Below are 23,035 nucleotides of genomic sequence, written 5' to 3' on the forward strand. Positions count from 1 at the left end.
ACCGATTCTGGGTCGAACATGTCAAACCTCGCAGTCGGCAATGCCGCGCTCGTCTTGCACGACGAAATCATAAAGGGCTCACTCGATGTGCGGGACGGTATGATCGTCGGTATCGACGTCGGCTCCGGCACGCCGCCGGCGACGGTCGATTTCGAAGGCGACTACCTGCTGCCGGGCTTCATCGAAGTGCATACGGACAACCTGGAAAAGCACCTGCAGCCGCGGCCGGGCGTCATGTGGCCGTCGAGTGCCGCTGCCGTCCTGGCGCATGACGTGCAGATCGCCGGTGCCGGCATCACCACCGTCTTCGACGCCGTCGCCGTCGGCGAATATTCGGCCGCCAGCGCCCGTCGGCAGATGATCGCCAGCACGGTCGAGACCATCGGCAACCCGGCAGTACGTGCGGTGCTCAAGGCAGATCACCTGCTGCACCTGCGCTGCGAACTGGCCGACCCCGCCGTCCTAGACATCTACGAACCGCTCGCCGACAACCCGCTCGTCCGCCTGGTTTCGCTGATGGACCACACGCCCGGCCAGCGCCAGTGGGCCGACCTTTCCAAATGGCGCCAGTTCAACCGCGGCAAGAAGTGGAGCGATCAGGAGTTCGAGGAGACGGTGGAGCGGCGGCGCGCCGAGCAGGAAAAGCATGTCGGCCTTCACCGCAAGGCCGTGGTCGCGCTCGCCCGCGAACACGGCACCGTGCTCGCCAGCCACGACGACACGACGCCGGAGCATGTCGAGGAAGCGGTGGCCGACGGCATCGCCATCTCCGAGTTCCCGACGACGCTCGAGGCCGCCGGTCACGCCCGCGCTCATGGCATGAAGGTGGTGATGGGTGCGCCCAACATCGTGCGCGGCGGCTCCCACTCGGGCAACGTCTCGGCGATCGAACTCGCCAAGCGCGGCCTCCTCGACGGCCTGTCGTCGGACTACGTGCCGTCGAGCCTGATGCAGGCGGTATTCCTGCTCAGCCGGGAAGAGGAGATCGCCCTGCCCGAGGCGGTGGCTACCGTCTCCGCAAGCCCCGCCGGCATGGTCGGGCTCGCCGACCGGGGCAGCATCGAGGTCGGCAAGCGCGCCGACTTCTCCCGCGTGCGCCTCGTCGACGGTGTGCCCGTGGTGCTCGGCGTCTGGCGCCAGGGCCGGCGCGTGGCGTGATACAGCGCGTCATGATCGTCGGCGGGCCGGGCTCGGGCAAGTCGACGCCCGCAGGCTGGGCGCAGCGCTGGGCCTTCCGGTCTTCCACTTCGACCACATCCACTGGAAGCCCGGCTGGACCCCGCGCCCGGAGGAGGAAAAGCTTGCGCTGGTCGAGGAGATCGTCGCCGGCGATGCCTGGGTTCTGGAAGGCGACCATTCCCGCTCCTACGAGCTCAGGATCGCGCGCGCGGAGATGCTCGTCTTTCTCGACATGCCGCGCCGGCTGAGGATGGCGCGGCTCTTGCGCCGCCGGCTCGAATACCACGGCCGCACGCGCCCGGACCTGCCGGAGGATTGCCCCGAGCAGCTATCGCTTGAGTTCCTCCACTGGAGCTGGAACTGGGACCGCACGCTGCGCCCGAAGGTGCTCCGGCTCACCGAGGAACGCGCGGCCAAGCTGGCGGTCCATATCCTGCGCTCGCCGGCGGACGTGCAGCGGTTTGTGGAAGACTTGAAGACGCTTTCCCTCAAGTCGGCGCAGCTCTAGCCCTCCTTGTTTTGGAGACTCCAAATTGCTATCTTTGCTCTCAGTGAGAGCATTGAGAGCACAGCGATGGCCGGCAATTTGCATGTCCGCAATCTGGACGATGATTTAATCGCGAAGCTAAAGATTCGTGCTGCTCGCCACGGCCGTTCGGCAGAAGCGGAGCACCGTGAGATCTTGCGCCAAGCCCTGGAGGCCGAGGTTGAGCCTTCCTTTGACGATCTCACGGCCGAGCTTCGCAGGCTGACCGCGTCTAGAAAGCAGACCCCCTCTGAGACGCTGCTGCGCGAAGGGCGTGACGAGCGCTGATGGAAACGCTCGTCATTGACGCCAGTATCGCCGTAAAATGGGTTGTCGAGGAAGAAGGAACGGAAGCCGCGCTTGGCCTGAGATCAGGATTCCGCTTTCTGGCGCCGGAGCTGCTGGTCGCAGAGTGCTCCAATATCCTATGGAAGAAGGTTCAACGTGGCGAGCTGCTGCGTGACGAGGCCGTAATGGCAAGCCGCTTGCTGGAGCGGGCGGGCATTGAGTTTGTGCCCATGCGGGGAATGTTGGAGCAAGCAACGGATCTTGCCATCACGCTCTCGCACCCCGCTTATGATTGCGTCTATCTGGCAATCGCGCGCCGCAAAGAGACACGCTTCGTCACCGCTGATCAGCGATTGCTTCGTGTCGTCTCCGAGCGCGCATCAGACGAACTAGCCCGATTGTGCGTTTCGCTCTCCGATGTGCGCAACAGTTCCCGCCAATAAGGGCAACTGCTATGCGTACTTCCCGATAAACGCATCCACCCCCAGCGCCCTGATGTCGGGCAGCGCCGTGCTGAGCTTCTCGCGCGGCCAGTCCCAATAGGCGATCTTCAGGAGCGCCTCTTCCTGCGCTTCCGTGAAGCGGCGGCGGATGGGCTTTGCGGGGACGCCGCCGACGATGGTGTAGTTCGGCACATCCTTGGAGACGACGGCGCCCGCGCCGACCACCGCGCCGGTGCCGATCGAAACCCCAGGCAGGACGGTGACGCCGTGGCCGATCCACACGTCGTGGCCGATGGTCACCCAATGATCGCGGCGCCACTGGAAGAACTCCGCATCGTCCTCGCCGAGGCCGTATGCGGCGGCGCGGTAGGTCCAATGGTGCTGGCTGACGCGCCAGGTAGGGTGGTTGCCGGGATTGATGCGGGCGCCGCGGGCGATGGAGCAGAACTTGCCGATGGTGGTCCAGACGATGTGGCAGTCCTCCACGACATAGGAATAGTCGCCCATGGACGACTGCACCATGGTGGTGCCGGTGCCCACTTCCGTCCATGCGCCAAGATCGCAGTCGACGACACGGGCGGTCGGGTGGACGGTGGGGTTTTCGCCGAGGTCCTGCTTGGGGGCTGGGGCCTTCACGGTCGCTTCGCTCAATGCACGTTCTCCGTGTTGCCGATGATCCGGGCCCTCAATCGGGCGGAGATGGCGTCGATGATATAGACCGTCAGGATGATGAGGAAGATGATCGTCCAGGCCTCCGACCAGCGATAGGCGTTGATGCGGTCGGACAGAAGAAACCCGATGCCGCCAGCACCGACGATGCCGAGGATGGTGCCGCTGCGGGTGTTGGATTCGAAGTTGTAGAGGGTGATCGAGAGGATCACCGGCATGGCCTGCGGCACGACGGCATAGCGGATCGTTTGCAGCGGCCCGCCGCCCGAAGCCCTGACGCCGTCGACCGGCTTCTTCGAGGTGTTCTCGATCGCCTCCGAGAAGAGCTTGGCGCAGGTGCCGATCTCCGAAACGGCGATCGCCAGGATGCCGGCGAGCGGCCCGAGGCCGAAGGCGCGGATGAAGATCAGTGCCAGGATGATCTGCTCCACCGCCCGCAAGGCATCGAAGCCGCGCCGGGCGGTGAGCCGCAGGAAGCCGAAGGGCATGATGTTCTTGGCGCCGAGTAGCGCCAGCGGAAAGGCGACGACAGCGCCAATAACGGTGCCCAGGAAGGCCATGGAGACGGTCTCTCCGAGACCTTGCAGAACCTCCGCCCATTCCCGCCAGCTCTGCCAGATATGCGGCGGGAACATGAAGGAGAAAATGCGGCCAAGGCGGGTGAGCCCCTCCAGGATGCGCGCCGGAGAGACGTCGAAGGCATAAAGACACCAGCCGGTGAGCGCGGCGAAGAGGACGGCAAGCCCGAAACGCATGAGGCGGACACGAAGCGGCTTGGCGAAGGCCGCCGGCACCAGCGCTTTCGCCTCGGCAATCGTTGCAAGCTCGATATCGGCCATTCTCACACCCCCTTACCGGTGATGCCGATGATGCGATGGCGCAGCTTCTCGCTCAGGAAATCGATCAGGATCACCGTGGCGAAGATGATGACGAAGAGCGCCGAGAGGTCCGTGTATTCCTGCAGCGACATGGCGGTCCGGATCTCCTGCCCCAGCCCGCCGGCGCCGACGAAGCCGATGATGGAGGAGGCGCGCACGTTGATCTCGAAGCGCAGGAGCGTGTAGCTGATGATGTTGGGGATCACCTGCGGCACGATACCGTAGCGGATCTGCTGGAACCAGCTGCCGCCGGCGGCCTTCACGCCCTCCACGGGCCGCATGTCGACGTTCTCGTTGGCCTCCGAATAGAGCTTGCCGAGCGAGCCCGTGGCGTGCAAGCCGATCGCCAGCACGCCGGCGAGAGGGCCGACGCCGAAGCAGAAGACGAAGATCAGCGCCCAGACTAGCTCCGGCACGGTGCGGATGATCTCCAGATAGCGGCGCGTGAGGTTGAGCACCAGGCGGTTGGGCGAAAGGTTGCGGGAGGCGGGAAAGCTCAGGACGAAGGCGCCGACGACGCCGAAGAGGGTCGCCATATAGGCGATAAGGACGGTCTCAAGGAGAAGGCGCAGCCACGTCTGCCAGCGCCAGAACCACTCAGCAAGGTCGGCGCCAAGGCTCTCCCAGCGCAAGACGGGCAGCGTCTTTCCGAGATATTCGCCGAGGCGGGGAAGCCCGGCCCAGATCTTCCAGGTGCTGACGCGCTCGCCGGAGGCGAGCGTCACGTCGGTCATGTCGAAGAAGCCGCCCATACGCGCGGTGACGAAGAAGACGATCGCGAAGACCAGGATCGAGACGATCTGTACCCGGCGGGCGCGGGTGCGCGCCTGGGCATAGTCGAACTCGAACCGGCGGATAGCAGGCGAAGCTTCGATAGCGGCCATGCAGGAACCCGTAGCTGATGGGCGCCGGGAAGAAGCCGGCGCCCGTCTTCAGGAAAGGAGCCTCAGCCCGAGCGGCGCTGCTCTTTCAGCCAGTCGCGCATCTCGATGATCCACTGATAGCGGTCGTGGTCGACGGCGATGAAGCCCTTGCCGGTCGACGTCTCGCCGCCGTCCATCTCGCGGAAGGCTTCCGGGTCCTTCTCGGGCACGGCCAGCACGGCCGCCTGCATCGCCGCGATCAGGTCCTGCGGCAGGTTGGCGCGCGCCGTGAAGGGGCCGGAGGTGATCTCCGGCGACTGCCAGATGGGGCAGACAGTGCCCTCATCGATCATGCCCTTGGCGACCATGCGCTGCGGGATGCCGTTGATCTCGTTGTTCTGATAGGTGGCCGCCGCGTCGTACTGGCCGTTCACCACGCCCTGCACGCCGGTCTCGTGCGCGCCCGAGAAAGGAGTGGCGCTGAAGAACGTCCCGGGCTCGTAGCCCTGCTTGACCATGTTGAAATACGGCACGGCATAGCCGGACGTGGAATCGGGATCGGCAAAGGCCAGCACCTTGCCCTCGAGGTCGTCGAGCGACGCGTAGCCGGAATCGCAGCGCACGACGACGATGGAATAGTAACCGGTGGAGCCATCCTCCTGCTGCTTGGTGGTCAGCGGAACGACGCCGCCGCTGGTTTCGGTATAAGCGGCGGCGTAGGCGGAAGAGCCGAGGAAGGCGAACTCGATCTGATCGGCGGCGAGCGCCTGGATGACGCCGTCGTAGGAGCCGGCCGTGAAGATCTCGATCTCGACGCCAAGCTCCTTCTCAAGATAGTTCTCGAAGCCGGTGTAGCGGGCGATGCGGTCCTTCTCGTTCTCGCCCGACAGGACGCCGAAGCGCAGCGTCTTGTACTGATCTTTCCATTCCTCCGCCGCATGGGCGGGAGCGAGGCCGGCGATCAGACCGGCGGCGATGGCGATATGCTTCATGGGGTGCTCTCCTCTTGTCGAAAGGGGCCTCGCGTCCACGACGTGCCGGCCCTGAGTGAAAATTCCGCAGTGCGAGAGAATCAGGCGGCTTCCGTCTCCAGCGCCGCGTGCTTGCGCGGAGCGGGGATCGCGGTGGAGGTGACGAATTCGTCGATATCCGCTTCCAGGCCCGCCTCGCCGTAGATCTCGCGCACCCGCGCCTCGGTCAATTCATGGGCGGCGCCGTCGAAATGGACCCGGCCGGCGCGCATGGCGACGATGCGGTCGCAATAGCTGCGGGCGGTGTCGAGGGTGTGCAGGTTGACGAGCACGGTGATGCCATCCTCGCGGTTGATGGCCTTGAGCGCATCCATCACCCGCGTCGCATTGGCCGGGTCGAGCGAGGCGATCGGCTCGTCGGCCAGAAGTATCTTCGGGTTCTGCACCAGTGCCTTGGCGATCGCCACCCGCTGCTGCTGGCCGCCCGAGAGCGAGCCCGCCCGCTGCAGGGCCTGGGGCACGAGATCGACGCGGTCGAGCGCGCGGATGGCACCGGCCCGATCCGCCTCGCTGAAGTGGAGCGCCATGGAGGGCAGCAGCCCCTGGTGGGCGACACGCCCGATGAGGACGTTGGTCAGCACATCCATGCGCTCCACCAGGTTGAACTGCTGGAAGATCATGCCGCAGGAAGCGCGCCACAGGCGCAACTCGCGGCCCCTGAGGCGTGTAACGTCGCGCCCGCAAAAAGCGATCCTGCCCTGCGTCGGGTCGATCAGGCGGTTGATGAGGCGCAGCAGCGTCGACTTGCCGGCGCCGGAACGGCCGATGACGCCCACCATCTGGCCCGGCGTGATTTGCAAGGAGACTTCATCGACAGCTGAAATGTCTCCGAACTTCTTCGTAATCCCATCGATCTCAAGCATGCCAACGCCTCCCACCGCGTCGATATGGTCACTTTTGGATTATTATTACTATAAACGACCAAAATTTCCTTCGATCTAAGATTCTGACCAGACTATACCGGCGCAATATGACAATGATATTTCAGGTGTTCCTGCGAAGGGATAAGTAAAACCTATACGAATACCGGATTGGTATAGACAGCGGCGGGATGAATTGAGGGCAAGACGAGGCAGGGCGGGCCTCCGCGACACGCCCGCGCCTTGTCCTTCCATAAGGTTAAAGATCGCATTCAGTCTTTTTTGGTAATTTACCGTTAGCAATGCACGCAAGGGATGCCCGGCTTTGCCGTCGATCCGTTTTTGTTCTGCGTACAGGTGACCATGCGTTTCCGAGGCTTGCCAGCTATTCTCTCCGCCTGCATTGCTTTTGTCGGCTGCACCTCCAACGGCCCGAGCGTGGAGGAGCTTCTCGCGCGGCCGTCGCAGGAGACGACGAGTTCCGTCACAAGGCCGGACAATCTGGTACCACCGGTAGAGATCGGTTCAGCACCTTCGGAGGGGGGAGAACTGCAACAGATGATGGCGATGGTGCCATCGGACCCCAAACCCGAAGGGCTGACGGTCGCCCTTGCAAGCCCGCCGAAGCCCTTCGTGCGCGGGCAGATCTACAGGCAGCGCTTTCGCGATGCCAAGCCCATAAACTTCGGCTCCGCCTCGCCCTCGTCACTGGCCGTCCACGGCGTCGACGTCTCACGCTGGCAAGGCGAGATCGATTGGGCCAAGCTGCGCACGCAAGGCGCGAACTTCGCCTATATCAAGGCGACGGATGGCGGCGACCATCTCGACCCGATGTTCAAGAAGAACTGGCGCGCCGCCGCCGAGGCCGGCTTGCGGCGCGGCGCCTACCATTTCTTCTATTGGTGCCGGACGGCCGGCGAACAGGCCGACTGGTTCATCCGCAACGTGCCGAAGGTGGAGGGTGCCCTGCCGCCGGTCATCGACGTCGAGTGGAACCACACGTCCAGTTGCAAGAAGCGTCCGTCGCGCAGCCTGGTCCTGGAGAAGATGCAGGTCTTCATGAACAAGCTGGAAAGGCACTACGGCCAGCGCCCGGTCATCTACACCGCCCCGGACTTCTACCGCGACAACCTGCAAGGCGCGTTCCTCGACTATCCGTTCTGGCTTCGCTCCGTGGCAGAGCCCCCCTCCAAGGTCTACCCGGACCGGAAATGGGTGTTCTGGCAATATTCAGGCTCCGGCCTCTCACACGGCGTCGACGGCAGGATCGATCTCAACGTGTTCCATGGCAGCGAAGACGAGTGGCATCGATGGGTAGCCGCACACGCGGGCTGAGCATTCCGGGAAACGGTGAACGATACGCGCCCCTGCGCTTCATGACGGGCTTCCGTCACCCCTTCTCCATTGATACATCCAGGTCTCCGAGAGACGGCGGTCCCCACTCGTCAGGAAGGCGCTGATCTCGACCGGATCACCGCCGTCCGGCCGGACGTCGACGGCAAGGCGCCATGTGTCGTCCTGGACAGACGAGATGGTGGAATGCTCGATCTTGCCGCCGCCGACACCGATGCTCGCCGAGATGCCGGGCTCGCCGGAAAACTTCCGCAGGATGTCCCCCCTAAAGTCGACCACGAACTTTCGCACGGCTTTGTCGACCTTGTCCTCCTCGAGGACGGAGACGCCGCCGATACCGGTCCGCACGCCGAGGACACGAGCCGTCGTGTCCGACCGCTCGCTGATCGCGCCCCAGGTCAGCCGGTAGCTGAACTCCAGCCTCTGGCCGCGCGTGATCTCACCTTCCGGGACCCAATAGGCAACGATGTTGTCGTTGATTTCGAGGTCGGTCGGGATCTCGATGAGATGGACGAACCCCTTGCCCCACTCGCCAAGCGGCTCCACCAGCAATGAGGGACGCCTGTGATAGGCGGCTCCGCCGTCCTGATAATCCTCGAAATTCCGGTCCCTCTGGAAGAGACCGAAGGCCTCCGGGTTCTCCTCCTCAAAGAAGGAATTGGCGAGCACGGAGGGGTTGTTGAGGCTGCGCCAGATCTCTTCCCCGTCGGTGCGCACGATCTTCAGCCCGTCGCTGTCGTGGACTTCCGTACGGTAGTCGTCGAAAGCCCGATTGTTGTTTTCGCCGAAAAAGAACATGGATGTCATCGGGGCGATGCCGAGCCGCTCGACCTTGCTGCGCATGTAAAGTCGCGTCGTCACCTCCATTTGCGTGTCCTCGCCGGGCGTGATGCGAAAGGCGTAGGCGCCCGTCACGCTGGGCCCGTCGAGTGCGGCGTAGAGCGTGACGTCCTTGTCGCGTTCGCCCGGACGCTCGATGTAGAAATCCGTAAAGCGGGGGAACTCCTCGCCTGTCGCCGTGGCGGTATCGACCGCGATTCCCCGCGCCGACAGGCCGTAGAGATTGCCGCGTCCGAGCGCGCGAAAATAGCTCGCACCCAGAAAGGTGACGAGCTCGTCCATGATCTCGGGATCGTTGAGCGGGTGGTGCAGCCGGAAGCCGGCAACGCCCGGCATGGAGATGTCCTTGAAACGGTCCGCCTCGAGCGGGGGCCGATACTCGAAATCATCTCCGCTGAACACCAGGGGTCTGGCAGCACCGCCTTCCACCACATGAAGGTTCACCGGCTCCTTGAACAGCCAGCCCATATGAAATGCCTGCAGTTCGAACGGCGCCTCGCCTTTCCATACGGCCCGTTCAGGCCGATAGCGGATGGCGCGATGCTGGTCGTAGGTGAGATCGGCAATTATCTTGGGCAGATCGGCGTTTGGCGCCTGGTAGGGCTCGGCGGCCCGCGCCTCCATCGCCTCACTCAGCATATCGAACGAAAAGGGGACGGCGTCATCGCCGGTCGCCGATGCCCCTTCAGCAGCCAGCGCCCCGGAGGTCTTCAACACGGTCGAAGGGCTCGACAGAATGCCGGCCACGGCGCTCAACAACAGGATCCTCCGGTGCATCACCTACCCCTCACCCGGTTTGGCTGCTCACAAGCGAGCAAATAGTGGAGAGGTTCCGGCTGACCTCATAAATTTGCAATAAGGTCGTTAACACGCCGATTGAAGCCATGACGGCCGGGCCTGCTCCCCTCGCTCCGAAAATGCAACCGGGCATCAAGTCGATGTCAATATTTCGGAGTTCACAATTGGTTTTTTAGTGTAATTGTACGAATTTCTGTATAGCTTTATCGAGTGATATCAATTTGAAAGAAGATATTTTATGGAAGAAAAAGAATTTTTAGAAAGCACACTAAGAGCGTCTCTCCCTCCTAATCGATAACTGTTACCGCCTGAATGAATGTTTGAATTCCGATCGTTTCACCATCGAATTGAAGCCACATTCTGGTGGGATCGATTTGCCATGTATCGCCCGGGCTAGGGTTCGGCGCGACGCTGGAACGTGGCGCCGGGCCGCTCTTCTGGTGCCCTGCGCACAGACCGGCAGTCTTTCTCGGAGTCCACGGTCATACGATGAATATTCACGATCCGAAGCAAAAGCAGGTGGATGTCGGCGGCGCGCATACGCGCTCCGACAAGTTGTTCTACGCGGCATTCGTCGCCGCCCTCGGCATACTGATCTTCCTCGTCGGATCGCTCCTGACTGTAGCAGAATACTTCCCCGGGCCTCAGATCTCGCGTGCCCTTGAAGGGGGCAAGGCGCTTTACGCCAGGTACAACCAGACCAAGGACGTCTATGGCACCGACCTATGGTATCCCGAGCGCCGCAAGGACAAGGGCGTCACCGTCAAGCGCGAACACCTGATGCAGGAAGGGCCGACCCTCTACATGTCGGGGAGCGAGCCTACGGTCTACCTGATCGATGCGGACGGGAACGTGCTGCATTCCTGGACGAAGCAGTTCAGCGAGATCTGGTCGGCAGACCCGGACGCCGGCTGGATGAAGGAGCCGCAGCCCGATTCGCATGTCTATATCCGTCGGGCCCATGTCTTTCCCAATGGCGATGTCGTCGCCATCTACGAAGGGGCCGGCGACACGCCCTATGGCTATGGCGTCGTCAAGCTCGACCGGGATTCACAAGTGATCTGGAGCTATCCCGGCCGCGCCCATCATCAGTTCGACATCGGCCCGGACGGCACGATTTACGTGCTTACGCACGAATTCATCGAGGACGAGATCGATGGATTTGCGCATATCGCCAAGCCGCGGCTGGAAGATTTCCTGGTCATCCTTTCGCCGGAGGGTAAGGAGCTGAAGAAGATCCGGCTCTTTACCGCGTTGGCCGACTCGGAGTTCCGGCAGCTTCTCTACACCATTTCCAGTTGGGGGCTCGCCGACCCCACCCACGCCAACACGGTGGAATATATCGGTGACGAAGCAGCGGCCAATTTCCCCTTCGGCGAGGAGGGGCAGATCATGCTTTCGTTCCGGGAAATCAATACAATCGCCGTGCTCGATCCTGAGACGGAAGAGGTTACCTGGGCGACCATAGGGCCGTGGCTCGGGCAGCACGATCCCGACGTCCTTCCCAACGGCAACATTCTCTTGTTCGACAACTACGGGAACTTTAACCGCCCGAACGGCATTTCCCGCGTGATCGAGTTCGATCCGAAGACCAAGGAAATCCTGTGGGAATACGCCGGTACAGCCCAATCTCCGCTCGCCAGCACCATCCGCTCCGACCAGCAGCGGCTGGCGAACGGCAACACGCTGATCACCGAATCGGACGGCGGCCGCATCGTCGAGGTAACTCCGGATGGCGAGATCGCCTGGGAATTCGTGAACCCCGTCCGCGGCGGACCGGACGGCGACCGGATCCCCATCATGGCATGGACCGAGCGGCTGGATCCCGACAGCCTGGACCCCTCGCTGCTGCAACCCCGGCAGCAGTTGACCCAATAACAAACGGAGGCCTCTCCATGAAGAAATTTGCGGCATTGATTTCCTTTGCGCTCGCCGCACTCGTGCCGACGGCAGCCCTCGCCTATGTCGGCCCCGGCGCCGGACTGAGCCTTTTGGGCGCACTCTGGGCGCTGATCGCGGCCGTCGGCACCGTCCTGATTTTCATTGTCGCCTGGCCGGTACGCCGGATGCTGCGCCGGCGCCGCGCGGCTGACAACGCGGGCGCCCGGCATATGGAAGCGACACACCAGGCCCCTGCGGACAAACAGAGCCGTTGAGGCCAAATCCATGGGTCTATTGGATCTGCCTTCGTCGACCCTTTCGGCGATCGATGGCTGGCTGAGCCCGGTCCTCCCGCCGGCGGCAAGGCTGCTCGTGTGGGCGGCCTTGGGCGCGGTCCTATCCATGGAGATCTACCGCCTCCTGTCGCCGCAGTCGCGGATCGTGCAGATCAAGCGATCGTTCGAGGAGATGAGACGCCGTGTCGCCGGGTTCGACGGGGAATTCGAGGACGTATGGCCGGATATGCGAAGAATGATGTCGCTGGCCCTGCGCCGCATCATGCTGGTCTTTCCCGCCACCATCGCCGCTTCCCTGCCCTTGCTCGTCGTCATCGTATGGATCTCCACCCAATACGGCGCCACTTATCCGCCGGCCAATGAGCCGGTGAGGGTCTCCGTGCCCGGCGGCTTCGAGGGACGTTGGGTCGGTGCGGACGTCGGCACACCGCGCGCCCAGGTAATGGACCGCGACGGCCGTTCGGTGGCCGATATCGCCGTCCTCGAGCCGGTGCCGGTGATCCACAAGCGGCTGTGGTGGAATATCCTTATCGGCAATCCGGCCGGCTACCTCGACGACGCCCTTCCGTTCGACCAGATCGACATCGCGTTGCCGCGCCGGCAGATTCTCCCCTTCGGTCCATCGTGGCTGCGGGGATGGGAGGTGACCTTCTTTGCCGCGATGATCGCCTTCGCCTTGGCATACAAGTCCGCCCGGCGGATCACATGACGACGGCCGCGCACGCAGTGAGGCCACAGGGCAAATCCCCTCCCCCCGAGATCGACCCGTGGACGCACAGGTTCGGCGGTCTTCTCGAGCGCTACCCCCGTTTCTGGATCGGGCTCGGGAACCAGGAGACGCGCGCCCTCAATGATCGGATCGAGAAGGTGACGGTGGACCGGCCGATCTACATCGCCGGCCTCGCCCGTTCGGGCAGCACCATCCTGCTCGAGTTGCTCGCCCGCCATCCCGATACGGCGAGCCACCGCTACCGCGATTTTCCGCTCGTCCTCACGCCATGGCTGTGGAACTGGTTCGTCGACCGTGCCGGCAACCGGCAGCCGGAAGCGGCGGAACGCGCGCATCGCGATCGGATCAAGGTGACACCGGAAAGCCCCGAGGCCTTCGAGGAGGTCATCTGGATGGCCTTCTTCCGGAATCTGCATGATGCCTCGACACAAACGACGTTCGACAAAAACGCACACCACCCACATTTCGAAACCTTTTACCGCGACCACATCCGCAAGCTCCTCGCCCTGCGCGGGGCCTCGCGCTATCTCTCCAAGGGCAACTACAACGTCGCCCGCCTGGGCTACCTGAAAAAGCTCTTTCCCGACGCCCGCTTCCTCGTCCCGATCCGCGACCCCGTCTGGCACATCGCCTCGCTGATGAAGCAGCACCGGCTCTTCGCCGCGTGGGAAAGCGAGGACCCGCGCGTGCGCACCCACATGTGCCGCAGCGGACATTTCGAATTCGGGCTCGACCGCAGACCCTCCAATATCGGCGACGGCCGGGCGGCAGCCGAGATTGCGCAACTGTGGGAAGACGGCGACGAGGTCGCAGGCTGGGCCGCCCATTGGGCCTCGGTCTACGGTCATGTCGCAAGCCAACTCGATGATCCGGAATTGGCCGCGGCCACGCTCGTCGTTCGCTATGAAGACCTGTGCGGCGACCCCGGCGCCACGCTTGCCGCTATCCTGGAGCACTGCGCACTGGCGGATGACGGCCTGGTCGAGACCGCCCGCGCAACCATCAGCGCCCCGACCTATTACGAACCGTCGTTCACGGAGGCCGAGCGGCAGGCGATAAGCGACCGCACCGGCACGGTGGCTCGGCTGTTCGGGTATGGCTGACGGGGCCGCTCTCAGGCTTCGGGCGGCTTGCGCATCAGCGCCACGTCCTTGGCGGGCACCTCGCAGGCCCATCCCCGGCTCCCGGCGATGAAGCGCATCGTTGCCTCCCGATAGAAGACGACGTGGGTGGGATCCCTCCTGTAGCGCCAGTCGGCGAACCGCTCATCCTCGGTCTGGAAACAGGTCATGATCGCCAGCCATCCTCCCGGCCGAAGCAGGCCGCCAAGCCGGTCGAACTCTTCTGCCGGGTGATGGAAATGCTCGGCGGTCTCGGTGCACGTGACGAAATCGTACACCCAGTTCAGCACTGCTGGATCGGGATGAAAGAACGGGTCGTAGAGCGCCATGGGGTGACCGGCTTCCTTCAGCATCGCCGCCAATGCCGGACCCGGACCGCAGCCATAATCGAGCCCTCTCGCACCCGGTTCCAGCCGCTCCATCAGCGGATCGGCGATCTTCGACAGAAACCGGCGGTATTGGGGGTCGTCGGGGCGGTTCTCGTGATGCAGGTAGTGGGCGCGCTCCGCTTCACGTGAGGGATAATAGCGCGGGTCGAGAAAACGCGCCTCACAGATCGCGCACCGCCAATAGTCTCTGCCCTCCAACGACAGGAACGGCCGCGGCGCCGGCGCGCGGCACACCGGACAGGCGTCAAGAATTGCCGACCCCACCGCCCCTGCCGTCATGCCGCCCCGTCGGATGCGCCGCCGGTACGGGCAAGATAGACCGTCTGCGTGAAGGGGCGGTCCTGCAGCGGATTATGAAAAGTCACCGGCTCCGCCCAGGCTTCGGCGAAGACGCTTCCCAACCGGTCGACGAAAGACGGGTCTGGCTCCTCGTTCGACCAGAGGCCGAAGACGCCACCAGGCTTGATGTGGGCGGCAAGCGCGTGGAGCCCTTCCGGCCGGTAGAAGCCGGTGCTGCGGTCATCGAGCAGGGCATCGGGCGAGTGGTCTATATCGAGGAGAACCGCGTCGAAGCGGCGCCCAGGTGCATCCGGATCGAACCCGCCCTTGCCGCCGGCCATGGCGAAGAAATCGCCTTGAACCAGACGGCAGCGCCCGTCTGCGACGAGCCCGGGACCAAGCGGCAGCAACCCCTCCCGATGCCAGTCGATCACCGCGTCCAGCATCTCCACCACGATCAGCGAACGGGCTGTGTCGTGCTCCAGAACCGCCTGCGCCGTATAGCCAAGACCAAGCCCGCCGACGACCACATCGAGGCCGGCGCCTTCAAGCACCGCAAGGCCGAGCCGGGCCAGCGCGATCTCCGACGCGGTGAACATGCTGGACATGAGATGCTCTTCGCCGAGCTTGATCTCGAACACATCGACGCCGAGCGACAACACATGCCGACGCCGAAGGCTCAGCGCCCCGATCGGCGTGGGGCGGTAGTCCAGTTCCTCGAACAAAAAGCTCATGGCGCGCTCCGTTGACCTCTCCGGGCGGCCGGACAGCCGGGCGACAATGAATGGGAATGGGCCGCTTGTCGATGCTTCGAACGCAAAGGCCAGGGGCAACGGCGGAGCGTCCCCGCTAGATCATTCCACCGTTCCATGGAAACAATAAAGTGGTCTAACATTTTGATTTTACGCAATTTCGGACGGAAAACCGGTTTCCACTTTTCCTGGAATTGCTCTAATGGAAGTCAAGAACCAGCGGGCAATGGTCCGAAACCTCCGGTTCCCTGATCACATCGAAAGACAGAACGTTCACCGCAGCATTGACCAGCATGTAGTCCGCGTATCGCCCGGATTTCCGGTAGTGAGACGTTCTGGTGCCTTCGAACCCGCGCGTCGTCACCAGGTCGGCAAGGCCGATTGCGCGCAGGATGTCGAAGGTCCCACTTTCGGGAAGCACATTGAAGTCGCCGCAGACGATCATACGATCGCCGTCCTGGGCGATAGACTGGGCCAGGTCCGCCAGCCTTTGCGCCTGGGCCAGGCGCGCCGCGGTATCATGCTTGCCGTCAAGATCCCTTAGCCCATGCATATGTGCGATGACGACCGGATGCCCCCTGTCGAAGTCGAAAAGCCTGACCGCGTGTGCGCTCCGTGGGCGAGGATGGTCGCCATATCCGTTGGCCGAGAATTCGCCATGCACGAATCCCTGCTTCTGGCCAATGATCGGGATCGACTTGCGCACGAATGTCGCGAGGCCCCATTGGGAATCATAGCGCGTTTTGCCGTCCCAAAGGTCTCCCTGCGCGGCAGGGCAGAAAACAGCGGCATGGTCGGGAAGGGCGCGACATGTTTCGAGGAAGAAATTCGCCCGCTGCGGAAGTTCGACGCCGTCATGCCAGTAGGTTAACCAGGTGCGGTCGGCGGTCGGCGTGTGAACGACCTCCTGGAGACACAGGACATCGGGGTCCGATGCTTTCAGGTACGGGATCAATTGATCGTGGAGCTTCCCGCCCCACCCGTTCAGGCACATCAGGCGCAAATATAGACCCTCGCAACCGAGACGAAGCGCGCCGACGATAGCCGCAATAAAAGCAAAATCAAAGGCATGCAGTCAGTTCTCGTCACTATGCCTGAGCCGCCTCGCGCGGCTGCTGCCATTCGCTGACGAGCATATCCACGAAGCGCTGGGCCGTCGGGGAGAGCGTGGTGCCACGGCGGTGCACGATGCCGATTGTGCGGGTGACGGAGGGATCCGTCAGCGGCCTGACGACAATGATCGGGTGATCGTCCGGCGGCGTGGCCATACGCGGCAGAACGGAGACGCCGATCCCCGCCTCGACCAGCCCGAGCGAGGTGGACAGATGCGTGGTCTCGTAGGTCCAGCGGATGTGGACGTTGGCCCTGGCCAGCGCCGAATCGAGCAGCGTGCGGTTGCCGCTCGTCCGCCCGACGGTGATCAGCGCATGCCCTTCCAGGTCGCTCCAGCGCACCAGCGGCAGCGTAGCGAGCGGATGTTCGCGATGGGTCGCCAGAACGAAGGGGTCCTCGCACAACGGCGTGAACTGCAGCTCCGAGCTGGAGGCGCCCATGAGGTTGATGCCGAACTCCACCTCCCCGCGCGAGACGGCGGCGAGCCCGTCATTGGCACTCAGGTCCATGATGCGAAAGCGGATGTTGGGGAACTCGAGCCGGAAACGCTTGATGACGGCGGGCAGGAAGTAGAAGGCGGCCGTCGGCAGGCAGGCCATGGTGACCAGCCCGCCACGCCGCAAGCCAACGTCGCGGAACGAAAACAGCGACTGGTCGAACTCGTCGATCAGCCGGCGGACGAGCGGCAGCATCTCCCGGCCCACCGCTGTTGGTTCCACGTTGCGCGTCGTGCGGTTGAAAAGCTGCGCGCCGATCGTCTGCTCAAGCTTCTGGATACGGCGCGACAGGGCAGGCTGCGACAGGGCAAGCGCGTCCGCGGCGCGATGGAAATGGCCAAGCTCCATCACGGCGATGAAGGCGCGGAGGTCGAGGATGTCGCAATTGATGTTCATTCGTTATCAATAGGCGTAAAATTTCTATTTCACATATTAAACCTCAAGAGCCACCATCAGGCAATAGGAGGTGCGACCGGAGGCAAAGCCCAGTCGAGCGCGGCTTATCTCGCCTGGGATTTAGAGCACAATTGTATACAAAAACTCACCGTCAACATCCTGGGAGGAAAGGACCATGACCCGTATCAACCGCCGTCATTTCATCGCAGCCGGCTCCGTCGCGGCAACTGCATCAGCCTTCGGTCTCGCGAGGGCTCGGGCCCAGGAAGGTGTCAACTTCGCCGGCCAAACGATCGAATGGACCATCCCCTTCTCCGAGGGCGGCGGCTCCGACGTTTGGGCGCGCTTCTATGCTCCTTATCTGGGGCGCCATCTTCCCGGCGGCCCCAACGTGATCGTGCGCAACGTTCCCGGCGGCGGCTCCATCACTGGCACCAACGAATTCGTCGCCCGCGCGCAGCCCGACGGGCTGTCACTGCTCGGCACCTCCGGCTCGACCCAGTTCCCGTTCCTCCTGGGCGACCCGCGCGTCCAGTACGACTACGCCAAGCTCCAGCCCGCGCTGGTATCGCCGACGGGCGGCGTCGTCTACATCCCCGCGAGCTTCGGCGTCGAGGATGCCGCGCAGCTCGGGCAGCTTACCGACCGCGAACTCGTCTATGCGAGCCAGGGCGCCACCTCGCTCGACCTGGTGCCGATGCTTGCCTTCCTGGTGATGGGCCTGAACGTGCGCCACGTCTTCGGCATGACGGGCCGCGGCGACGGCAGGCTCGCCTTCGAGCGCGGCGAGGCGACGATCGACTACCAGACGTCGTCCGCCTACCTCACCAATGTCGTGCCTCTCGTCGAGGCGGGCGATGCGGTGCCGCTCTTCTCCTGGGGCGTGCTGGATGGCCAGGGTAATGTGCAGCGCGACCCGACCTTCCCCGACCTGCCGCATTTCGTCGAGGCTTACGAGATGATGCACGGCTCGAAGCCGTCCGGCGTTGAGTTCGACGCCTACAAGGCCTTCTTCGGTTCCGGGTTCGCGGCGCAGAAGCCGGCCATGCTGCCCGAGGGCACGCCGCCGGAGATCGTCGCCGCCTACCGAAAGGCCTTCGCCGATGCGGTGGCCGACCCCGACCTGCAGGCAAACAAGGGCGACGTTCTCGGCGAATACCAGCAAGCGGTGGGCGAGGATGTGGCAGGCCTCTACGAGGTCGCCACATCGATCGACCCTAAGGCTCGCGAGTGGGTCCGTCAGTACCTGACGGAGAACCACAACGTCCGCTTCTAGCCGAACCGGCGGAGGCGCTGCCCGAACTGACAGCGCCTCCGGCAAGGATTTTCACTGGCCCATGCCGGGCCGGCCGCGCCGCTGGGACCTTGCCGCCCGGCACGCCGCGCCGCACGGAAGAGCCGGACCTAAGATGCTCCCGCAGGATGAACCCGCATGCTGGAAACACTCCTCCTCGCACTTACCAATCTGATGACCCTTCAGCACATGGGTTTCATGGGCCTTGGCGTCGTGCTCGGGCTGGCGGTGGGTATCCTGCCGGGCCTTGGCGGGATCGTCGGCCTGTCGCTGCTCCTGCCCTTCATCTACGGGATGGACCAAACCTCCGCGCTCGCCATGCTGATCGGCCTCGTCGCCGTCATCCCTACATCGGACACCTTCGCCTCAGTGCTGATGGGCATACCGGGCTCCACCGCCTCGCAGGCCACCGTCCTCGATGGTTTTCCATTGTCGAAGCAGGGGCAGGCGGCCCGCGCGCTGGCGGCGGCCTTCTCCGCCTCGCTCCTCGGCGGTCTCTTCGGCGCGCTCGTCCTCACCGGCTTCGTCGTCATCGCCCGCCCGCTGATCCTCAGCTTCAGCTCGCCGGAGCTGTTCGCGCTCACCGTGTTCGGGCTTTCGATGGTGGGCGTGCTGTCGGGCAGCAACCTCGCCAAGGGCATCGCCACGGCGGCGCTTGGGCTGGCGTGCGGCACGATCGGCGCCGCGCCCGCCACCGGCGAATACCGGATGGAGTTCGGCTCGCTCTACCTTATGGACGGGCTGCCTCTCGTCATCGTCGCCCTCGGCCTCTTCGCCGTGCCAGAGATCGTCGACCTCCTGCGCAGCCAGTCTGCCATTGCGAAGGAAGCGACGCTCGGCAAAGGCTGGATCGAGGGGGTCAAGGACACCTGGCGCGAGAAATGGCTGGCGCTGCGCTGCTCCGGTCTCGGCGCCATGGTCGGGGCGATCCCCGGCCTCGGCGGCAGCGTCGTCGACTGGATCGCCTATGGCCACGTGGTCCAGACGAGCAAGGACCGCTCCCGCTTCGGCAAGGGCGACATCCGCGGCGTCATCGCCCCGGAATCGGCCAACAACGCCAAGGAGGGCGGCGGGCTGGTGCCGACGCTGCTCTTCGGCATCCCAGGATCGGGCTCCATGGCCGTGTTCCTGGCGGGCCTCATCCTTCTCGGCCTGCAGCCAGGCCCCGCCATGGCCGACCGCAACCTGGAGATCACCTATACGATCGTCTGGTCGCTGGCCCTCGCCAACGTGCTCGGCACGGTGCTTTGCATCGTCGCCGCGCCCGGCATCGCCCGCCTCACGACGATCCGCTACGCGCTCATCGCGCCGTTCATGATCATGGTGATCTCCTTCGCCGCCTTCCAGGCGACCCGCTCGCTCTACGATCTCGTGGCGCTCCTGGCGATGGGCGTGGTGGGCGTGCTTCTCAAGCGCTTCGGCTGGCCGCGGCCTGCCTTCCTCATCGGCTTCGTGCTGGCCACGCAAGCCGAGCGCTACCTCTACCAGGCGGTGCAGTTCTCCGGCTGGAGTTTCCTCAACCGGCCGCTGGTGATCGCCATCATCGTGCTCACCGTTGCCTCCGTATGGCTCGGCGCACGCAAGCGGCCCGGCGAAGCCGGAGGCGCGGTCAGCACCGAGGGAACGGCGGAGCTGGCGCAGGCTGGCCATGTCTGGCCGCAGCTTCTCTTCGGCGCGGCCGTGCTCGCCACATTCATTTTTGCCTTCTCGGAAAGCTTCCGCCTTTCCATGCTCGGCGGCGTCTTTCCCGCCACGGTCGCGGTGGTGGGCGTCGCCGCCACCATCGCCGCCATGGCGCCCCTTGCCATGGGCAGGCTCGGAACCTCGGCGAACTTCGACGTCGAGACCACCAAACGCGAGAACGACGTGCCGGGCGGCGCCTGGGCGATGATCGCCTGGCTCGCCGGCTTCGTCGGCGGCGTGGCGGTCGTCGGTTTCTTCCTCAGCCTCGTCGGCTTCTTCGTCGTCTTCCTCAAGGTCGTCGCCAAAACGTCGTGGATCAGAACCGTCATCCTCACACTGACCGCGGCCGTCTTCATGCTCGCGCTCGCACGTGCCCTCAACCTGGTGTTCCCGGGCGGGCTCCTGCAGGCGGGCTTCGACCTCCCCTGGCCCCTCCGGTAGGAACCGCCATGCTCTCACAGACCACGATTCCCTGTATCCTCATGCGCGGGGGCACATCCAAGGGCCCGTACTTCCGCGCGCAGGACCTTCCCAGCGATCCGATCATGCGTGACCGTGTCCTGCTTGCCGCCATGGGCTCGCCGGACGCGCGCCAGATCGACGGCCTCGGCGGCGCCGACACCCTCACCTCAAAGGTCGCCATCGTCGGGCCGTCGTCACGCGAGGGGGTCGACGTGGACTTCCTGTTCGCGCAGGTATCGGTCACCGAGGCGATCGTCGACACCGCGCCCTCGTGCGGCAACATCCTCGCCGGCGTGGGACCTTTCGCCCTCGAGACAGGAATGCTGCCCATGACGGAAGGGGAAACGCCGGTCGTCATCTACAACATCAATACGCAAAGCCGCATCGAGGCGCTCGTGCCGACGCGCGACGGGGCCGTCGTCTATGACGGCGATGCCGCGATCGACGGCGTGCCCGGCACCGCCGCCCCGATCCGCCTCAACTTCATGGAGATCGTCGGCTCCAAGACCGGTGCGCTGCTGCCCACCGGCAAGGTCGTCGAGGAGATCGACGGCGTTCCCGTCACCCTTATCGACGTCGCGGTTCCGATGATGATCGTCAAAGCCGCCGACCTCGGCAAGAAGGCCCACGAGACGCCCGCCGAGCTCGACGCCGACCGCGCCTTCTTCGCCCGCATCGAGGCGATGCGCCGGGAAGCGGGCGCGCGCATGGGCCTCGGCGACGTGTCCGACCGGGTGGTCCCCAAGGTGGCCATCCTCGGCGCGCCGCGCAACGGCGGCGCCATCGCCGCGCGCTACTTTGTGCCGCACGCGACCCATGCCGCTTTCGCGGTAACCGGCGGGCTGTGCGTCGCCGCCTGCTGCGTTCTCGAAGGTTCCGTCTCCGACGGCCTGGCCGACCGCCCGGAGGGCAACGACCGCCGCATCGCCATCGAGCACGCGGTCGGCGTCCTCGAGGTCGCCCTCCTGACGGAGGGCTCCGGTGCCGACCTTAAGGTGAGAAGCGGCGGCGTCATCCGCACCGCGAGGAAGATCATGGAGGGCAAGCTGTTCGTGCCCTCCCGCCTGCTGACGATTGAGGCCACCCCGTGAAGCTGCTCGTTCTGCCGGGCGACGGGATCGGACCCCGAGATCGCCGCCGCCGCCCTTGCCGCGATCGAGGCCGCCGGCCGCCGCTTCGGCCTCGATTTCTCCTATACCCACCGCGACATCGGCTTCGCCGCGCTCGAAAAAGCCGGCACGACGCTGCCGCCCGACATCCTGCCCCTCGCCCGCCCTGGCACGGCGAACGAAGCGGCGCACGCGGCTACAGCGAACGGTGCCGATATCGGATTGCCACAAGCCTTCGCGCACAAGCTGGTGCCGCTCGGGATCGAAGGCGCGCAGGGCCAGGATGAGCCCCCAGGCAAGCTCGGGCGTCGCATGGTGGGATTCCCCACCCTCTCAGCCGTCCGGGACGGTATAGCTCTCCCGGCAAAGCGCCACGAAAGCCTCGACCGAGGCCGCCGCCCGCACCTTCCGGCGCCGCGCGACCACAAGTTTCCTCCTTGCCCATTCCTCCGAGAGGGGCGTGTAGACGAGATCGGTCCCGGCAAGAAGATGGATGCTGGAATTCCGCAGGAAACCGATGCCGAAGCCCGCCTCCACCATGCGCACCAGCGAGGGGAAGCTCTCCACGTTCACCCGCTCGCCCAGCGCCCGTCCGGATTTGCGCACCGCGTCGCTCAGCAACCGGTCGAGCGCGCCGCCATGATGGACGCCCACCACCTCGAAATGCGCCACGTCCTCGAATGTGAGCCTTTCGCGCGCCGCGATGCGGCCGGCCAGCGGATGGCCGGGAGAGGCGATAACCCAGACGTGGTCGTCCTCGAACGGCATCACGTCGAAGTCGGCGAAGTCGTAATAATCGGCGATGATGGCAAGGTCGACCTGGGCGTCCTCCAGCGCCGTGAGTGCGGCACGCGCCGCCATCTCCCTTATATCGAGCTGCACGGCCGGATGGCTCTTCGCGTATTCGGCCAGCAGTTCCGGCAGGCGGCCCGAAAGGGCGGAGCTGGTCGAGGCGATGCGAAGCTGGCCGCCTTCTCCGGATGCAAAACCGGCCATCGCCGTTTCCAGATCGGCGATCTCGCGGAAGATGCGCCGGCAGCCTTCCGCATAGACCGCGCCCGCCGCCGTGAGCGCCACGCCCTGGGCGGAACGGTCGAACAGCACGATGCCCGAGCGCAGCTCGAGATCGGCGATGCGGCGGCTGATGGCGGAGGGGGCGATGTTCTCGCGCTCGGCGGCCTTGGCGATCGAGCCGTCCCGGACCAGCGCCAGAACAAGGCGGGCGGTCACGGGATCGAAATGCGTCATCTGCGGCCCTCCGGTCTCTGCGGAGCGCCACTATAGCAAGCAGCGGCGTGAAATCAG

At 64.5% G+C, this 23,035-nt stretch carries 23 protein-coding genes; 12 read left to right on the top strand and 11 right to left on the bottom strand.

Features of this window, described 5'->3' with window-relative positions; genetic code table 11:
* The first annotated feature begins 18 nt into the window (after positions 1-18).
* The 4 genes from GPJ75_RS15650 to GPJ75_RS15665 all read left to right on the top strand — a co-directional run bounded on the left by GPJ75_RS15650 (position 19) and on the right by GPJ75_RS15665 (position 2,436).
* The gene (locus GPJ75_RS15650; RefSeq protein WP_163269243.1) at positions 19-1,158 is read left to right on the top strand and encodes an alpha-D-ribose 1-methylphosphonate 5-triphosphate diphosphatase; all 1,140 of its coding nucleotides are present in this window, start codon (positions 19-21) and stop codon (positions 1,156-1,158) included.
* A complete protein-coding gene (locus GPJ75_RS15655) occupies positions 1,109-1,687 on the top strand; it encodes a P-loop NTPase family protein (RefSeq protein WP_163269244.1) in 579 nt (192 codons plus the stop codon). The genes GPJ75_RS15650 and GPJ75_RS15655 overlap by 50 nt, the downstream gene beginning before the upstream one ends.
* A 66-nt stretch (positions 1,688-1,753) precedes the next feature.
* The gene (locus GPJ75_RS15660; protein WP_163269245.1) at positions 1,754-1,993 is read left to right on the top strand and encodes a FitA-like ribbon-helix-helix domain-containing protein; all 240 of its coding nucleotides are present in this window, start codon (positions 1,754-1,756) and stop codon (positions 1,991-1,993) included.
* Positions 1,993-2,436, top strand: a complete 444-nt coding sequence (locus GPJ75_RS15665; protein ID WP_163269246.1) for a type II toxin-antitoxin system VapC family toxin — start codon at positions 1,993-1,995, stop codon at positions 2,434-2,436. Before GPJ75_RS15660 ends, GPJ75_RS15665 begins: the two co-directional genes overlap by 1 nt.
* 9 nt (positions 2,437-2,445) lie before the next feature.
* Here GPJ75_RS15665 and GPJ75_RS15670 read toward each other — a convergent pair whose 3' ends face one another.
* The 5 genes from GPJ75_RS15670 to phnC form a co-directional block, all read right to left on the bottom strand.
* Complete coding sequence (locus GPJ75_RS15670) at positions 2,446-3,087, bottom strand: DapH/DapD/GlmU-related protein (protein WP_246249077.1); 642 nt, start codon at positions 3,085-3,087, stop codon at positions 2,446-2,448.
* The gene (gene phnE / locus GPJ75_RS15675) at positions 3,084-3,944 is read right to left on the bottom strand and encodes a phosphonate ABC transporter, permease protein PhnE (protein ID WP_163269247.1); all 861 of its coding nucleotides are present in this window, start codon (positions 3,942-3,944) and stop codon (positions 3,084-3,086) included. Before phnE (GPJ75_RS15675) ends, GPJ75_RS15670 begins: the two co-directional genes overlap by 4 nt.
* A 2-nt stretch (positions 3,945-3,946) precedes the next feature.
* Positions 3,947-4,867: a phosphonate ABC transporter, permease protein PhnE gene (phnE, locus tag GPJ75_RS15680; protein WP_163269248.1), complete on the bottom strand. Its 921-nt coding sequence runs from the start codon at positions 4,865-4,867 to the stop codon at positions 3,947-3,949.
* Between the two features lie 62 nt (positions 4,868-4,929).
* Complete coding sequence (phnD, locus tag GPJ75_RS15685; protein WP_163269249.1) at positions 4,930-5,838, bottom strand: phosphonate ABC transporter substrate-binding protein; 909 nt, start codon at positions 5,836-5,838, stop codon at positions 4,930-4,932.
* Between the two features lie 80 nt (positions 5,839-5,918).
* Complete coding sequence (gene phnC, locus GPJ75_RS15690; protein ID WP_163269250.1) at positions 5,919-6,740, bottom strand: phosphonate ABC transporter ATP-binding protein; 822 nt, start codon at positions 6,738-6,740, stop codon at positions 5,919-5,921.
* 360 nt (positions 6,741-7,100) lie between these two features.
* On the opposite strand from phnC, the gene GPJ75_RS15695 reads away from it, so the two are divergent.
* The gene (locus GPJ75_RS15695; RefSeq protein WP_163269337.1) at positions 7,101-8,072 is read left to right on the top strand and encodes a glycoside hydrolase family 25 protein; all 972 of its coding nucleotides are present in this window, start codon (positions 7,101-7,103) and stop codon (positions 8,070-8,072) included.
* A 39-nt stretch (positions 8,073-8,111) separates the two neighbouring features.
* On the opposite strand, the gene GPJ75_RS15700 is transcribed toward GPJ75_RS15695, so the two are convergent.
* The gene (locus GPJ75_RS15700; RefSeq protein WP_163269251.1) at positions 8,112-9,707 is read right to left on the bottom strand and encodes an OpgD/OpgG family glucan biosynthesis protein; all 1,596 of its coding nucleotides are present in this window, start codon (positions 9,705-9,707) and stop codon (positions 8,112-8,114) included.
* 510 nt (positions 9,708-10,217) lie between these two features.
* On the opposite strand from GPJ75_RS15700, the gene GPJ75_RS15705 reads away from it, so the two are divergent.
* Genes GPJ75_RS15705 through GPJ75_RS15720 form a run of 4 tightly spaced genes read left to right on the top strand, consistent with a single transcriptional unit; the run spans position 10,218 to position 13,738 of the window.
* Positions 10,218-11,606, top strand: a complete 1,389-nt coding sequence (locus GPJ75_RS15705) for an arylsulfotransferase family protein (protein ID WP_163269252.1) — start codon at positions 10,218-10,220, stop codon at positions 11,604-11,606.
* Between the two features lie 17 nt (positions 11,607-11,623).
* Positions 11,624-11,884 (top strand): hypothetical protein, encoded by a 261-nt coding sequence (locus GPJ75_RS15710; RefSeq protein ID WP_205602547.1) that lies wholly within the window; start codon positions 11,624-11,626, stop codon positions 11,882-11,884.
* Positions 11,885-11,894: 10 nt separating this feature from the next.
* A complete protein-coding gene (locus GPJ75_RS15715) occupies positions 11,895-12,614 on the top strand; it encodes a hypothetical protein (protein WP_163269253.1) in 720 nt (239 codons plus the stop codon).
* Positions 12,611-13,738: a sulfotransferase family protein gene (locus tag GPJ75_RS15720; RefSeq protein WP_163269254.1), complete on the top strand. Its 1,128-nt coding sequence runs from the start codon at positions 12,611-12,613 to the stop codon at positions 13,736-13,738. The genes GPJ75_RS15715 and GPJ75_RS15720 overlap by 4 nt, the downstream gene beginning before the upstream one ends.
* Positions 13,739-13,749: 11 nt before the next feature.
* Here GPJ75_RS15720 and GPJ75_RS15725 read toward each other — a convergent pair whose 3' ends face one another.
* The 4 genes from GPJ75_RS15725 to GPJ75_RS15740 all read right to left on the bottom strand — a co-directional run bounded on the left by GPJ75_RS15725 (position 13,750) and on the right by GPJ75_RS15740 (position 17,182).
* Positions 13,750-14,424 (bottom strand): class I SAM-dependent methyltransferase, encoded by a 675-nt coding sequence (locus tag GPJ75_RS15725; protein ID WP_163269255.1) that lies wholly within the window; start codon positions 14,422-14,424, stop codon positions 13,750-13,752.
* The gene (locus tag GPJ75_RS15730) at positions 14,421-15,158 is read right to left on the bottom strand and encodes a polyamine aminopropyltransferase (RefSeq protein ID WP_163269256.1); all 738 of its coding nucleotides are present in this window, start codon (positions 15,156-15,158) and stop codon (positions 14,421-14,423) included. Before GPJ75_RS15730 ends, GPJ75_RS15725 begins: the two co-directional genes overlap by 4 nt.
* Before the next feature lie 217 nt (positions 15,159-15,375).
* Complete coding sequence (locus GPJ75_RS15735) at positions 15,376-16,179, bottom strand: endonuclease/exonuclease/phosphatase family protein (protein WP_163269257.1); 804 nt, start codon at positions 16,177-16,179, stop codon at positions 15,376-15,378.
* An 85-nt stretch (positions 16,180-16,264) separates the two neighbouring features.
* Entirely contained in the window at positions 16,265-17,182 is a 918-nt protein-coding gene (locus GPJ75_RS15740; RefSeq protein ID WP_163269258.1) for a LysR family transcriptional regulator, read from the bottom strand.
* A gap of 175 nt (positions 17,183-17,357) precedes the next feature.
* Between GPJ75_RS15740 and GPJ75_RS15745 the strand changes: the two genes are divergently transcribed.
* The 3 genes from GPJ75_RS15745 (at position 17,358) to GPJ75_RS15755 (ending at position 21,712) form a co-directional block, all read left to right on the top strand.
* On the top strand, positions 17,358-18,458 hold the full coding sequence (locus tag GPJ75_RS15745; RefSeq protein WP_163269259.1) for a Bug family tripartite tricarboxylate transporter substrate binding protein: 1,101 nt from the start codon (positions 17,358-17,360) through the stop codon (positions 18,456-18,458).
* A 156-nt stretch (positions 18,459-18,614) separates the two neighbouring features.
* Entirely contained in the window at positions 18,615-20,600 is a 1,986-nt protein-coding gene (locus GPJ75_RS15750; RefSeq protein WP_163269260.1) for a tripartite tricarboxylate transporter permease, read from the top strand.
* An 8-nt stretch (positions 20,601-20,608) separates the two neighbouring features.
* On the top strand, positions 20,609-21,712 hold the full coding sequence (locus GPJ75_RS15755; protein WP_163269261.1) for a 4-oxalomesaconate tautomerase: 1,104 nt from the start codon (positions 20,609-20,611) through the stop codon (positions 21,710-21,712).
* A gap of 351 nt (positions 21,713-22,063) precedes the next feature.
* Here the strand turns inward: GPJ75_RS15755 and GPJ75_RS15760 are convergent, their stop codons facing one another.
* Positions 22,064-22,978 carry a LysR family transcriptional regulator gene (locus tag GPJ75_RS15760; RefSeq protein WP_163269262.1) on the bottom strand — a complete coding sequence of 305 codons (915 nt, stop codon included), beginning with the start codon at positions 22,976-22,978 and terminating at the stop codon, positions 22,064-22,066.
* Between the last annotated feature and the right edge of the window lie 57 nt (positions 22,979-23,035).

It is taken from the genome of Chelativorans alearensis (assembly GCF_010993735.1).
Lineage (GTDB): Bacteria > Pseudomonadota > Alphaproteobacteria > Rhizobiales > Rhizobiaceae > Chelativorans > Chelativorans alearense.